The organism is Amycolatopsis sp. NPDC045836, from assembly GCF_056431745.1.
Genome location: NZ_JBWKKF010000033.1, coordinates 18770 through 32340, shown reverse-complemented (window position 1 = coordinate 32340; position 13571 = coordinate 18770). Strand labels below are relative to the sequence as shown.

The 13571-nt window shown below is 72.5% G+C and carries 14 protein-coding genes; 7 read left to right on the top strand and 7 right to left on the bottom strand.

Going from position 1 to position 13571, the window contains the following annotated elements; genetic code table 11:
• Positions 1-4 precede the first annotated feature (4 nt).
• The 3 genes from AC07EG_RS37360 to AC07EG_RS37350 are packed head-to-tail and all read left to right on the top strand — an operon-like array spanning position 5 to position 2323.
• On the top strand, positions 5-1240 hold the full coding sequence (locus tag AC07EG_RS37360) for a sensor histidine kinase (RefSeq protein ID WP_478257994.1): 1236 nt from the start codon (positions 5-7) through the stop codon (positions 1238-1240).
• An 11-nt stretch (positions 1241-1251) separates the two neighbouring features.
• Positions 1252-1896: a response regulator gene (locus AC07EG_RS37355; RefSeq protein WP_478257993.1), complete on the top strand. Its 645-nt coding sequence runs from the start codon at positions 1252-1254 to the stop codon at positions 1894-1896.
• Between the two features lie 16 nt (positions 1897-1912).
• A complete protein-coding gene (locus AC07EG_RS37350) occupies positions 1913-2323 on the top strand; it encodes a secondary thiamine-phosphate synthase enzyme YjbQ (protein ID WP_478257992.1) in 411 nt (136 codons plus the stop codon).
• Here the strand turns inward: AC07EG_RS37350 and AC07EG_RS37345 are convergent.
• Positions 2261-3250: a YhgE/Pip domain-containing protein gene (locus AC07EG_RS37345; protein WP_478257991.1), complete on the bottom strand. Its 990-nt coding sequence runs from the start codon at positions 3248-3250 to the stop codon at positions 2261-2263. The two genes, AC07EG_RS37350 and AC07EG_RS37345, sit on opposite strands and share 63 nt — an antisense overlap.
• Before the next feature lie 104 nt (positions 3251-3354).
• On the opposite strand from AC07EG_RS37345, the gene AC07EG_RS37340 reads away from it, so the two are divergent.
• Positions 3355-4065, top strand: a complete 711-nt coding sequence (locus AC07EG_RS37340) for an HAD family hydrolase (RefSeq protein ID WP_478257990.1) — start codon at positions 3355-3357, stop codon at positions 4063-4065.
• Here the strand turns inward: AC07EG_RS37340 and AC07EG_RS37335 are convergent.
• A complete protein-coding gene (locus tag AC07EG_RS37335; protein WP_478257989.1) occupies positions 4043-4813 on the bottom strand; it encodes a DUF8017 domain-containing protein in 771 nt (256 codons plus the stop codon). The genes AC07EG_RS37340 and AC07EG_RS37335 overlap by 23 nt on opposite strands.
• The gene (locus tag AC07EG_RS37330) at positions 4810-6558 is read right to left on the bottom strand and encodes a proline--tRNA ligase (RefSeq protein ID WP_478257988.1); all 1749 of its coding nucleotides are present in this window, start codon (positions 6556-6558) and stop codon (positions 4810-4812) included. Before AC07EG_RS37330 ends, AC07EG_RS37335 begins: the two co-directional genes overlap by 4 nt.
• A 102-nt stretch (positions 6559-6660) precedes the next feature.
• Between AC07EG_RS37330 and AC07EG_RS37325 the strand changes: the two genes are divergently transcribed.
• On the top strand, positions 6661-7026 hold the full coding sequence (locus AC07EG_RS37325) for a VOC family protein (RefSeq protein WP_478257987.1): 366 nt from the start codon (positions 6661-6663) through the stop codon (positions 7024-7026).
• Between the two features lie 14 nt (positions 7027-7040).
• A complete protein-coding gene (locus tag AC07EG_RS37320; protein WP_478257986.1) occupies positions 7041-7940 on the top strand; it encodes a 2-hydroxyacid dehydrogenase in 900 nt (299 codons plus the stop codon).
• Positions 7941-8584: 644 nt separating this feature from the next.
• Here AC07EG_RS37320 and AC07EG_RS37315 read toward each other — a convergent pair.
• Positions 8585-9565: a GNAT family N-acetyltransferase gene (locus AC07EG_RS37315; protein ID WP_478257985.1), complete on the bottom strand. Its 981-nt coding sequence runs from the start codon at positions 9563-9565 to the stop codon at positions 8585-8587.
• Positions 9566-9632: 67 nt separating this feature from the next.
• Here AC07EG_RS37315 and yaaA point away from each other — a divergent pair, with 67 nt between their 5' ends.
• A complete protein-coding gene (gene yaaA / locus AC07EG_RS37310; RefSeq protein ID WP_478257984.1) occupies positions 9633-10376 on the top strand; it encodes a peroxide stress protein YaaA in 744 nt (247 codons plus the stop codon).
• Here the strand turns inward: yaaA and AC07EG_RS37305 are convergent.
• The 3 genes from AC07EG_RS37305 to AC07EG_RS37295 are packed head-to-tail and all read right to left on the bottom strand — an operon-like array spanning position 10363 to position 13452.
• Positions 10363-11475: an NAD(P)/FAD-dependent oxidoreductase gene (locus AC07EG_RS37305; RefSeq protein WP_478257983.1), complete on the bottom strand. Its 1113-nt coding sequence runs from the start codon at positions 11473-11475 to the stop codon at positions 10363-10365. The genes yaaA and AC07EG_RS37305 overlap by 14 nt on opposite strands.
• A 40-nt stretch (positions 11476-11515) precedes the next feature.
• Positions 11516-13051 (bottom strand): phytoene desaturase family protein, encoded by a 1536-nt coding sequence (locus tag AC07EG_RS37300; RefSeq protein ID WP_478257982.1) that lies wholly within the window; start codon positions 13049-13051, stop codon positions 11516-11518.
• Positions 13048-13452, bottom strand: coding sequence for a cupin domain-containing protein (locus AC07EG_RS37295; protein WP_478257981.1), 405 nt, complete (start codon positions 13450-13452; stop codon positions 13048-13050). Before AC07EG_RS37295 ends, AC07EG_RS37300 begins: the two co-directional genes overlap by 4 nt.
• Positions 13453-13571 lie beyond the last annotated feature (119 nt).

Here is a 13571-nt window from a genome sequence, read left to right as displayed (position 1 = left end):
CCCCGTGCGAGATCTCTTCCGGCGCTGGGCCGCCGAGCCGTTGCGGGGGCGGTTCTGGGCCGAACTCGGCTGGGTCCTGCTCGGCCTGCCGCTGGCCCTGCTCTGCCTGGTCGGGCTCGCCCTGGTCCTGCTGCCGGGGATCGCCCTGAGCCCGCTGCTGATCGGGCTGCCGATGGTGGCCGGGGCGCTGCTCGCCGCCCGCGCCCTCGCGTCGGTGCACCGGCGGCTGGTCGCGTCGCTGCTGGGCACCCGGGTCCCCGGGCCGGTCGGCAAGCCGTCGTCGTTCCGCGCCTACCTGACCGACGGCCCCGGCTGGCGCGCGGCGGGCTACCTGGTGCTGCGGCTGCCGCTGTCGGTGGTGAACCTGGCGGTGGCCGTGTTCCTGCTGCTCTACGGGCTGGGCACGCTGACCTACCCGTTCTGGTGGCTGGTGCTCGACGGGCAGCCGCTGCCGGTGTTCGGCATCGGCTCGTCGGGGGTGGTGCTGTCCGTGCCGCTGGCGTTGATCGCCGCCGCGCTGCTGGTGGCCACGCCGGCGCTGCTGCACCTGCTGCTGGGCGTGGACCGGTGGCTGGCGCGGGCGTTGCTGGGGCCGAGCACGCTCAGCGAACGCGTGCGGGACCTCGAAGAGAGCCGGGCCGTGGCGGTGGAAACGGCCGACGTGAAGCTGCGGCGCATCGAACGCGACCTGCACGACGGGGCGCAGGCGCAACTGGTCGCGCTGGCGATGAAGCTGGGCGTGGCCAAGGACGAACTGGAAGCCGCCGAGGTGGACCTCGACCGGGTGCGGGCGCTGATCGCGGGCGCGCACACCGGGGCGAAGGACGCGCTCACCGAACTCCGCGACCTCGCCCGCGGCATCCACCCCGCCTCGCTGGACACCGGGCTCGAAGTAGCGCTGTCCACTTTGGCCGCCCGCAGCGGCGCCGAGGTCAAGGTGCTGGTGTCGCTGCCCGAACGGCCACCGGCCGCGGTCGAGACCATCCTGTACTTCAGCGCGGCGGAACTGCTCACCAACGCGGTCAAGCACGGCGGGGTGAGCCGCGCGGAACTGCAGTTGTTCCAGCTGGATTCGATGGTGCGGCTCTACGTCTCCGACCGCGGCCGAGGTGGTGCCGGTCCGCGTCCCGGTGGCGGGCTGGCCGGACTGGCCGACCGGCTGCGCGCGGTGGACGGCTGCCTCTCGATCGACAGCCCACCCGGCGGGCCTACCGTGGTCGCGGTGGAGATCCCGGTCTGAAGGAGGCCCTGGTGCGGGTGGTGATCGCCGAGGACTCGACCATCCTGCGCGCGGGCCTGGCCGAACTGCTCACCCTGCGCGGGCACGAGGTGGTGGCCGCGGTGAAGGACGGCGAGGCGCTGCGGGCCGCGGTGGCCGGGCACCGGCCCGATGTGTCCATTGTGGATATCCGGATGCCGCCGACGCGCACCGACGAGGGGCTGCGCGCGGCGATCGCGTTGCGGGCGGAGTTCCCCGGCGAGCCGATCCTGCTGTTCTCCCAGTACGTCGAGACGAAGTACGCGGCGGAACTGCTGGCCGACCGGGCGGGCGGGGTCGGTTACCTGCTCAAGGACCGGGTGGCCGAGGTGTCCGACTTCCTGGCCGCGCTGACCAGGGTGGCCGGCGGGGAGACCGTGCTCGACCCCGAGGTGGTCACCCAGTTGTTCGGCGCCACCAGGAGGACCGGGGCGCTGGCGGCGCTGACCCAGCGCGAACGGGAGGTGCTGGAGCTGATGGCGCAGGGCCGGTCGAACGCGGCCATCGCGAGCACGCTGTTCCTCTCGCCCGGTTCGGTGGAGAAGTACGTGACCAGCCTGTTCGGCAAGCTGGGCCTGGCGCCGTCGGAGGGGGACAACCGGCGGGTGCTCGCCGTGCTGCGGTACCTGGGGTCGTGAGGTTACCGTGGCAGCCATGCACTCCACCGAGATCGAGGTCCGCACCGGCGGCACCGCCGTGGTGCACGACCTGACCAAGGCGGCCGAGGCGTTCCTGGCCGAGCACGGTGCGGAAGACGGCCTGCTGCACGTGTGGGTGCCGCACGCCACCTCCGGGCTGGCGATCCTGGAGACCGGGGCGGGCAGCGACGACGACCTGCTCGCCGCGCTCGACGACCTGCTGCCCCGCGACGACCGCTGGCGGCACCAGCACGGCACCCGTGGTCACGGCCGGGACCACGTGCTGCCCGCGCTGCTGCCGCCGTACGCCACCGTGCCGGTGATCGGCGGGGTGATGGCGCTGGGCACCTGGCAGTCGGTCTGCCTAGTGGACACCAACGTGGACAACCCGGTCCGGCGCGTCCGCTTCAGCTTCCTGGCCGGCTGACCGGGCGGGCCACAGCAGCAGCACCAGCCCGGCGGCGAGCACCCCGCCGAGCACCCACACCCCGGTCGCCACGTCCGGCGCACCCGGGGTGCCCTGCAGCAGGCTGCGCATGCCCTCGGTGGCGAACCGGAACGGCGTCCACGACCAGAGCAGCCAGCGGTACGCCTCGTGCAGCAGTTCCGGGACCTGCCCGGCGACCGCGGGCGCGAGCAGGTACAGCGGGCCGAGGATCGCCATCGCGCGGACACCGAGCAGCCGCAGCAGCCCCGTCTGCACCGCGGCGAAGGCCGTGGTGGTGAGCAGCAGGAAGCCGAGCACGTCCCAGCCCACCGGCAGCGACGAGTCCCACAGCTCCGCGAACCCGGCGAGCACCGCGGTGACCAGCAAGCTGGTGCCCGCGACCTGGGCGAGCCGCTGCGCGGTGCCCGGCTGGTGCCCCCGCCGCGCGGAGACCAGCACCAGCACGGCCCCACCGGCCAGGCAGCCCACCCAGGCGAGCGCGCTGAGCGCCAGCGGTGCCGTGCGCCCGGCCACGCTCGCCGGGTGCAGCGTCTCCACCCGCGGTTGCCCCGTAGCCGATGCTACCGTGGTGAGCACCTGCTGGACCACCTGCGTCCCGGCCGGGTTGACCGCGCCGGAGACCACCACGACCGGCGGCTGCCCCAGTTCCAGCACGCCGTAGACCTCCTTGTCCGCCAGCAGCCGCCGCCCCTCCTCCGGGGTGGTGACCCGCCAGTCCAGCCGGCCACCGCCCTGCGCCGCGATCCGTTCGGCGGCCGCCCGCGGCGGACCGTCCGCGGCGGCCACCGCCACCGGCAGTCCGTCGGGCGCGACCGTCGCCTGCACGCCGAAGGTCAGGAAGCCGAGCACCACCGCGGCCACCACGCCGGCCAGCGCCGCGGCCGCCGGCCACATCCGGTTGACCATCACCCTCCAATTTTCATCGTTTGTTGAATTCTGCGGCCAAGGTAGTCCCGGGACCGACTGGAAGTCAACGCGTGTTGAAAAGTCACCCCGGTACCGTCGGCCGGGTGAACTCCACTCCACCCCGGCTGGTGCTCTGGGACATCGATCTGACCCTGGTCGACCTGCGTGGCCTCGGCGGCCGCTGGTACACCGACGCGCTGCTCGCGGTCACCGGCACCACGCTGCGCGAGCTACCGGCCTTCCCCGGGCGCACCGAACGCGCGATCACCACGGAAATCCTCACCGCGCACGGCGTCGAGCCGACCGACGAGCTGATCCAGCGCATGTGGCGTGAACTGGTGCGCCTGTCCGAGGGCGGCCGGGACACGCTCGCCGACTTCGGCCACGCCCTGCCCGGCGCCGCCACCGCCCTGTCCACCCTGGCCGGCCGGGGCGTGGTGCAGTCGCTGGTCACCGGGAACCTGCCGGAGATCGCCCTGCACAAGCTGGCCGCTTTCGGCCTGCACGACCACCTGGACCTGGAGATCGGCGGTTACGGCACGCTCTCGGCGCACCGGCCGGACCTGGTCGCCCACGCCATCGCCCGCGCCTCGGAGAAGCACGGGCTGGTGTTCGCCCCGGACACGGTCGCCGTCGTCGGCGACACCCCGCACGACGTGACGGCGGCGCTGGCGCACGGCGCCATCGCGGTCGGCGTCGCCACCGGGCGGCATTCGGCGGCGGAACTGGCCGATTCGGGCGCGCACACCGTGCTGACCGACCTGTCGGACACCGAAGCCGTCGTCCGCGCCCTCACCGGCTCGGCGGAACGGTAGTCCGCTGCGACGCGGGCACGCCCCGGTAGCTGCGCAGGATGCGCTCGATCTCGTCCTTCGTGGTGAAGTCCGGGGCGGTCTGGTCGGCGTAGACCACCAGCAGCACGGTGCCCGGCTTCGCGGCGTCGAGTGAACTCGTGCCGATCACGCCGACCATCGCCTTCTTCGCCAGGCACGGGTGCCCGCCGGTGGTGGTCACGTCGATCAGCCGGAGCGTCGCCGGCCGCGTTTTGCCGTCCCCGAAGGACATTTCGGTCGCCACCGGCGGGCCGACGCCCAGTTGCGGCGGCGGACCGTCCCAGGTGAACGCCCGGTTCGCCACCTCGGTGGCGAACTGCTCGGTGGCCAGCGCCGCATCGGCCCGCGGGTCCGGCTTCACCCCGGCGCCACCCAGCCGCGCGTCCTCGTCGGCCGGGCAGAAGCCGTCGCCGTAGAAGGCACTTGTCGACATGACGACTTCGGGGCGGCCTTCGCCTTCCCAGCCGTGCACGGTGCCCGGCTTCGGGGTCCAGCGCGCGGGCACGTCGTAGGCGTAGGTGCCGTCACGACCGGCGACGGACTGCCAGCCCTCGACCACCGGGGGCACCACGACCTTCGGCGGCGGGGTGTACGTCGTCCGGGAGGTCGGCGGCGGGGTGTAGTCCGTCGTGTCCGATTCCTGCCGGCTCAGGTACGCCCCCGCGCCGACCAGGATCACCGCGAAGAACCCGAACGCCGCGCCCGACCCGCGACGCGGCTGCCCGCTCATTTCGCGACGAGCTGCTTGAGGTGCTCGACGACGGCGTCCACGGCCACTTCGGCGCGCTCACCGGAAAGCCGGTCCTTCACCTCGACCACGCCGTTGGCCAGGCCGCGCCCGACCACCAGGATCGTCGGCACGCCGACCAGCTCGGCGTCGGCGAACTTCACGCCCGGCGTGGCCTTGCGGTCGTCGAGCAGCACCTGCAGCCCGGCCGCGTCCAGCTCGGCCGCCAGCTTCTCGGCCCCGGCGGCGACCGCCTCGTCCTTGCCCGCGATGACCACGTGCACGTCCGCCGGGGCGACCGCGCGGGGCCACACCAGGCCCAGTTCGTCGTGGTGCTGCTCGGCGATCACCGCGACCAGCCGCGAAACGCCGACGCCGTAGGAACCCATGGTGATCCGCACCGGCTTCGAGTCGGGGCCCAGCGCGTCCAGTTCGAAGGCGTCGGCGTACTTGCGGCCCAGCTGGAAGATGTGGCCGATCTCGATGCCGCGGGCGGCGACCAGCGTGCCGCGGCCGTCGGGCGAGGCGTCGCCCTCGCGGACCTCGGCCGCCTCGATGGTGCCGTCCGGCGTGAAGTCGCGCCCGGCCACCAGGTCCACCACGTGGTGGTCGGCCTGGTCGGCGCCGGTCACCCAGGCGGTGCCGGTGACCACGCGGGGGTCGACCAGGTAGCGGACCCCGTTGTCCAGCAGTGCCTTCGGCCCGATGTAACCCTTGACCAGGAAGGGGTTCGCGGCGAAGTCGGCTTCTTCGAGCAGGGCGACTTCGGCGGGTTCGACCGACGCTTCGAGGCGCTTGAAGTCGACCTCGCGGTCTCCGGGAACGCCGACGGCCAGCAGCTCCCACTCCTCGGCGCCCGGCTGCCGGGTCTTCACCAGCACGTTCTTCAGCGTGTCCGCCGCGGTGAACTGCCTGCCCAGATCGGCCTGGTTGAGGAAGTCGACCAGGGTCTCGATGGTCGGCGTGCCGGGCGTGTGGTGCACCTGCGCGGCGGGCTTGTCCTCGACGGGCTGCGCGGGGGGCGCGGGCGTGGTGACCGCTTCGACGTTGGCCGCGTAGTCGGACTCGGTGCTGCGGACGTAGGTGTCCTCACCGGTCGGCGCGACGGCGAGGAACTCCTCCGAGGCCGATCCGCCCATCGCCCCGGAGGTCGCGGCGACCACGACGTACTCCAGGCCGAGGCGGTCGAAGATCTTGATGTAGGCCTCGCGGTGCGCCTGGTACGACCGCTCCAGCCCGGCGTCGTCGAGGTCGAAGGAGTAGGAGTCCTTCATCACGAACTCGCGGCCGCGCAGGATGCCCGCGCGGGGGCGCGCTTCGTCGCGGTACTTGGTCTGGATCTGGTACAGCGTGACCGGGTAGTCCTTGTACGAGCTGTACTCGCCCTTCACGGTGAGCGTGAACAGCTCCTCGTGGGTGGGGCCGAGCAGGTAGTCGGCGCCGCGGCGGTCCTTGAGGCGGAACAGGCTGTCGCCGTACTCGGTCCAGCGGTTCGTCGCCTCGTAGGGCTCCTTCGGCAGCAGCGCGGGGAACTGGATCTCCTGGCCGCCGATGGCGTCCATCTCCTCGCGGACGATCTGCTCGATGCGCCGCAGCACCTTGATGCCCAGCGGCAGCCACGAGTAACCGCCCGGGGCGACCCGGCGGACGTAGCCGGCGCGGACCAGCAGGCGGTGGCTGGGCACTTCGGCGTCCGCCGGGTCCTCGCGCAGGGTGCGGAGGAACAACGACGACATCCTGGTGATCACTGCGGGCTCCTCGGGCGCTCGGGCGTTCAGCGCAGGATAGTCAACCGGCCGCGAGCAGCTCCAACGGGTTAAATTGTCGGTGGTGGCGCCTACCGTGCCGGCATGACTGTTCGAACTGTTCAGCTGGGCGCGGTGACCATCGACTGCGCCGATCCGCGGAAGCTCGCCGGGTTCTGGACCGAGGCGCTCGGGGTGGAGGTCGTCAACGACCACGAGGGGGAGTACCTGCTGCTCGCCCCGGTGTCGCCGGACGGCGTGATGATCGGCCTGCAGCGGGTGGAGGAGCCGCGGGCCGGGAAGAACCGCCTGCACCTGGACCTGCGCACCGAGCACCGCGAGGAGGAGGTGAAGCGGCTGGTCGCCCTGGGCGCGAAGGAGGTGGCGGAGCACCACCTGCCCGGCCTGTCCTGGACGGTGCTGACCGATCCCGAGGAGAACGTGTTCTGTGTGGGGTCCGCGCACCCGTAGGCAAGAATCGGGGCATGACGTCACGAGTGCTGGTGCCCTGGTCCGATCTCGGCGAACTGCCCGAGGGGTTGCGGGTGGAGGTCTACGACGGGGTGTCGGCGCCGCCCGCCGACCTGTCCGATGTGGCCTTCTACGTGTTGCCGTACGACCAGGGCATCGAGCCGGTGCGCCTGATGTCGCGCATGCCGGGGTTGAAGGCGGTGCAGACGCTGTCCGCCGGGGTGGACACGATCCTGCCGTACCTGCCCGACGGGGTGCCGCTGGCGAACGGCCGGGGTTTGCACGACCTGAGCGTGGCGGAGCACGCGCTGGCGCTGATCCTCGCCGCGCAACGGGACCTGCCGCGGTGGTTCCGCCAGCAGGGCGAGGGTTCGTGGGCACGCGAGCACACCCGGTCGCTGGCGGACAGCCGGGTGCTGCTGCTCGGTTACGGCTCGATCGGCCAGGCCATCGCCCGGTTCCTGCACGCCGCCGAGGCGGCGGTCGTGCCGGTGGCCAGCCGCGCCCGCGACGGCGTGCACGGGGTGGACGAGCTGGCGGGTCTGCTGCCGTCGGCGGACATCCTGGTCTCCGTGCTACCCGGCTCCCCGAGCACCAAGGGCCTGCTCGGCGCCCGAGAACTCGCCCTGCTGCCCGACGATGCCCTGATCATCAACGTCGGCCGGGGCTCCACCCTGGACACCGAGGCCCTCACCAGCGAATGCCGCACCGGCCGCCTGCGTGCCGCCCTCGACGTCGTGGACCCGGAACCCCTCCCCGCCGACCATCCACTGTGGACCCTGCCCAACGTCGTCATCACCCCCCACGTCGCCGGCGGTTCCGCTTCGTTCTACCCGCGGGCCAAGAAGCTGATCGCGCAGCAACTGAGCCGCTTCGCCAGCGGCGCTCCCCTGCACCACCTGGTCACCCCGTAACTCCACCCGCACCCGAATCCGGGTTCGGGAAGCCGCACCACGGGCAGCCGCCCCTCAGGTGAGCACCCCCGCGACCCAAGCCCGCCTCCGGGGAGCAACCCGCAAAGCGGCTCCACCCGAACCCACCCCGGCAGACCAAACCCGAACCGAGGCGCACCACCCAACGCAACTCCCCGACCCACCAGCCGAGCCGAGGCGCGCCGTCCAATCCAACCCCGGCAGCTCAAGCAAGCCGAGGCGCACCACCCAACGCAACTCCCAGCACGACCAAATCGAGCCAAGGCGCAACCTCCAGCTCAACCCCGGCAGACCAAACCGAGGCGCGCCACCCGAAACACAACCCCAGCACACGAACCAAGCCGAAACGCCTCGCCCAAAACACAGTCCCAGCAGACCAACCGAACCAAGGCACGCCACCCGAACTCAACCCGGCAGACCAAGCCGAGGCGCGCCACCCAACTCAACCCCAGCCCACCAAATAAACCAAACCCACCCGCCGCCCACTCCCCCGAATCCCAACCCACCAAACCGAAAACCGAAGCCCCTCAACCCAATCCCGACCCCGGCGCCCCAAACCGCCACCCGGGCACCCACCCCACCCCGCACCCGCCCCACCCCGGTCCAAAGCCAAAAAAACGGCGAAATCAGGAACCGGGGTGGTCCACCGCCCGGACATACCCGTACCAGCGCCCCGAAACCTCGAACCCGCAACGCTGATAGATCCCCAGCGCCGCATTCACATTGTCCACATCCACCCCGAGCGAAGCCCGCTCGAACCCGGCATCCCGAGCCCGCACCAACGTGTGCCCCAACAACGCCGAAGCAATCCCCCGCCCCCGCACCTCCGGCAAAGTAGCGACGTGCGAGACGTACAACTCCCGCACCCCCGTCGCCTTGGCGTCGCTTTCGTAGAAATCGCTCAGCACCATCGAGACCACCTCGTCCCCGCGCAGCAACAGGTACGAGAGCTCCGGCCGGAAAGCCGCGCTCTCCGTGGTCATGTGCCGCCAAGCCGCCTCGCTCTGCACCGTGCTGCCCCAGTGCTCGGCGAAGGTGATGTTCCGCGCGGTCAGCACCGCGTCGAAATGGTCCTCCGTGTAGGTGACCAGCTCGAACTCCGGCGGCAACTCCCGCTTCGGCGGCAGCGCACCGAGGTCGGCGCGCATGTCGACGAACGAGCGGGCGTGGTGGAACCCGGCCCGCTCGAGCTGTCCCCGGTACCAGCGCTGGCTCTCGTGCCCGTGCCCGTGCAGCTCCAGCGGCGCGTCCGGGAACACCTTCCGGTGACGCTCCCGGCTCACCCGGTCGACCCAGGCGAGCAGGTGGTCACCCAGGGCGTCGGTCCGGAACTCGGGGTGCACCGTCACCTCGAACCGCATCTGGTGCACCGGATCGGCCGCGTCGCGCACCCGCACCGCGGCGTAGGCGATCAGCCGTTCACCCACCCAGCCACCGAGCGAACCGGCCGCCAGGTCGACGTTCGGGCTGGTCAGGCTCTCGGTGATGTCCTCGGCGCTCTCGTGCTCCCCCGTCGGGTCGACGGCCTCCGCCGCGGCGAGCAGCTCGGCGATCGCCGCCGCGTCGGGCAGGGTCAGCGGCCGCCACGCCGGCTCGGTGTGCTCCATGTGACGCAGCCTAAGTCGGCGCCGGTCACCCGGCCCACCGATTTTCCCCGGCGGTTACCCTGCTGGCGTGCTGGTGCTGCTCCCTCCCTCCGAGACCAAGGCGACCGGCGGGGACGGGCCACCACTGGACCTCGACTCGCTCTCCTCGCCCGAGCTGAACCCGGTGCGCGGCAAGATCGCGGACGCGCTGGCCGAACTCGCCGAGGACCTGCCCGCCAGCCTCGCCGCGCTCGGCATCTCCGAGCGCCAGGCCGAGGAGGTCGAGCGCAACGCCGAGCTGTGGACCTCCCCCACCCTGCCCGCGCTGCGCCGCTACACCGGCGTGCTCTACGACGCCCTCGACCTCACCTCGTTCAAGAAAGCCGAGCTGGCCAGGGCCGGTGCACGGCTGGCGGTGGCGTCGGCGTTGTTCGGCATCGCCCGCGCCACCGACCGCATCCCCGCCTACCGCCTCTCCGCCGGCAGCACGGTGCCCGCGCTCGGCGGGCTCCGGCCGCTGTGGCGCCCGGCGCTGGAACCGGTGTTCGCCGGGATCGACGGCCTGGTGGTCGACCTGCGTTCGGGTGGTTACGCGGCACTGGCCCGGATCCCCGGCGCGGTGACCGTGCGGGTGGTGACCGAGGACGCCAACGGGCAGCGCAAGACGGTCAGCCACTTCAACAAGGCCTACAAGGGCAGGCTCGCCGCGGTACTGGCCAGGACCGGCCGCGCACCGTCCACTGTGGACGGCATTGCCCGGGTCGCTACCAGGGCCGGGCTCACCGTGGAACGCACCGGCGAGCACGAGCTGGAGCTGCTCACCGGCGAATGAGCCGATCCGGGTGGTACGGCCCGAGATCGCTGTCGACCGGCGCCCCGAGCACCTGGGCCGCGATGACGTGACCCGAGTACGGCGCCAGGGTCAAGCCCGCCGGGCCGAAACCGGTGACGATCACCAGTTCCGGGTGCCCGTCCGGGCTGCCGAGCACGGGCAGGCCGTCGGGGGAAGCCGGCCGGAAGCCGATCCGCGTCTCCAGCAGCGTCGCGCCGGCCAGTCCCGGTGCCACGGCCAGCGCGTGGTCGAGCACCTCGCGCTGCCCCGCCGCCGTGACGCGGTGGTCGAAGCCGGAGCCGGTCTCCCGCGTCGCGCCGACCACCACCCGTGAACCGGGGAACGCCAGCAGGTAGTGGCTGGAGACCGGCAGCACCACCGGCCAGGCGCCGGTGGGTGTGCCGGGCAGTTCGAGGTGGCTGATCTGCCCGCGCTGCGGCTCGATGCCGAGCCGCAGGTGCACCGGCGCCAGCAGTTCGTCGGTCCACGCCCCGGCGGCCACCACCACGACGTCGGCGGACACCACCTCGTCACCGATGCGGGCACCGGTCACCTTGCCGCCGTCGACCAGCAGCTCCGCGTTCCCGGCGATCGAGCGCACGCCCCGCGTCGCCGCCGCGCCGAGCAACGCCGAACGCAGGTGCCTGCCGTCGACGCGGCCGCCGCCGGAGATGTGCACCGCACCGAGTTCGGGGGCGAGGACCGGGAAGTGCGCCCTGGCGTCGGCGGGGTCGAGCCGCTGCACCACCCCCGCGGCCGGCGCGGTGGTCGCCCGCTCGGTCACGCGCTCCTCCGCGGCGTCCAGTTCGCCCTCGTCCGCCGAGACCACCATCGCGCCGACGATCTCGAACGACGAGTCCTCGCGTCCGTCCTCGGCGAGCTGCTCGATCAGGTTCGGGTAGAACGCCGCCGCCCGAGCCGCCAGGTGGTACTCCTCGTCGGTGCGGCGCGAGGTCCACGGCGAGACGATGCCCGCGCCCGCCGAGGTCGCCACCCCGTCCCGATCGTGCCCGGCCAGCACCACCTCGGCACCGCGGCGGGCGAGCTGATAGGCCGTCGAGGCCCCGGCGATGCCGGAGCCGATCACCAGAACGCGCATGATCACCACCCTGGAGCACGGCGACGGCGCGGGACAACCCTTACCGGCCGAGCACCGCCATCGCGGCGTTGTGCCCGGGAACGCCGCTCACCCCGCCACCGCGCACCGCGCCCGCGCCGCACAACAGGATCCGCTCGTGCGCGGTCTCCACCCCCCAGCGGCCGGTGCCCTCGGTGGCGTACGGCCACGACAGGTCGCGGTGGAAGATGTGGCCGCCGGGCAGGCCGAGTTCGGCTTCCAGGTCGAGCGGGGTCTTCGCCTCGATGCACGGCCTGCCGCCGGCGTCCCGCCAGAGGCAGTCCTCGATCGGTTCGGCGAGCACGCTGTTCAGCGAAGTCAGCGTCGCCGACAGGGCCGCCTCCCTGGCCGCGTCGTTGTCCTCCCGGAACAGCCGGGCGGGCAGGTGCAGGCCGAACAGGGTCAGCGTCTGCGCACCGGCCGCGCGTTCGGCGGGACCGAGGATCGACGGATCGGTCAGCGAATGGCAGTAGATCTCACACGGCGGCAGCGACGGGATGCGCCCCGCTTCGGCCTCGGCGTGGGCGGTGGCCAGCTGCCGGTAGTCCTCGTTGACGTGGAACGTGCCGCCGAACGCCTCGTGCGCGGTGACCCCGCCGTCCCGCAGCCGCGGCAGCCCGGTGAGCACCATGTTGACCTTGAGCTGGGCACCTTCCGGCTGCTCGGCGGGCGGTTCCTCGCCGAGCAGCCGGGCCAGCACGGGTGCGGCGAGGTTGGCCAGCACGTGCCCGCCGTGCACCACGTGCTCGGTGTCGCCGTGGCGGTAGCGGACCTCACCGTCCGGCTGGATGCCGAGCACTTCGGCGCCGGTCAGCAGCTCGGCCCCGGCGGCGCGGGCGGCGTCCGCGAGCGCGCCGGTGACCGCGCCCATGCCGCCGACCGGCACGTCCCAGTCACCGGTGCCGTTGCCGATGACGTGGTAGAGCAGGCAGCGGTTCTGCCGCAGCGCGGGATCACCGGCGGCGGCGAAGGTGCCGATCAGCGCGTCGGTCAGGACCACGCCGCGCACGGTGTCGTCGGTGAACTCGGTTTCCAGCGTCTCGCCGAGCGGGCGTTCGAACAACGCCGTCCACGCCTCGTCGTCGCCGACCCGTTCGCGTAGTTCTTCCTTCGTGGGCAACGGTTCGGTGAGCGTGTCGAAGGTGCGCTCGGCGACCCGGCCGGTCATCGCGTAGAACCGCTGCCAGGCCCGGAAATCCGCGTCACCGCCGGTGAGCGCGGCGAACGAGGCGGCGGTCCTGGCGGTGTCACCGGTGTCCACCAGCAGGCCACCGGAGCCGGACGGCGTGTAGGAGGACATCCGGCGGCGGCGCAGTTCCACCGGCAACCCCAGCTCCGCCACGATCCGCCGCGGCAGCAAGCTGACCAGGTACGAATACCGCGACAACCGCACGTCCACGCCGTCGAAGGCGCGGAACGAGACCGCCGCCCCGCCGAGTTCGGCCCGCCGTTCCAGCAGCAGCACCGACCGGCCCGCCCCGGCCAGGTAGGCGGCCGCGACCAGCCCGTTGTGCCCGCCGCCGGCGATCACCACGTCGTACCGGGTCGTTCTCGTCACGCGATCCCCTCCACTTCCCACGGCCCTTCCCAGACCCGTGCCTCGTCCTCGGCGGCCAGCGGCCACGGTGGCGCGGTCATCGCCACCACCCGCAGGCCGGCTTCCTCCGCCCGGAACTGGAACACCGTGCCCAGCGGAACGGTCACGCAGGTGCCTTCCCGCAGGCGCACCACCTCCTCCCGCTCGCCCTGGCGGCGCCACATGCGGCCCTCCCCCGCCACGACGTACCAGATCTCCGACACCGTGGCGTGCGAGACGGCGCGCGAGACCTGTCCCGGCGCGAGTTCGAAGTGCGCGAAGCTGCCGGCGCCCGGCAGGCGGAGCAGCGGGCGCACGGCGGAACCGTCGGGGGCGACGACTTCCGGTGCGTCGGCCAGCTCGAGGGTGGCGAAATCGGCCATGCCCCAACTGTGTCAGTTAATTCGGTTGCGCGGTCCCGGCACCGCCCGGCAGGATCGTGGCGATCGACCGACGGGCCGGATGCGTGCCGGTGGAAAGCGGAGGAGGTGCCCTGTGACCG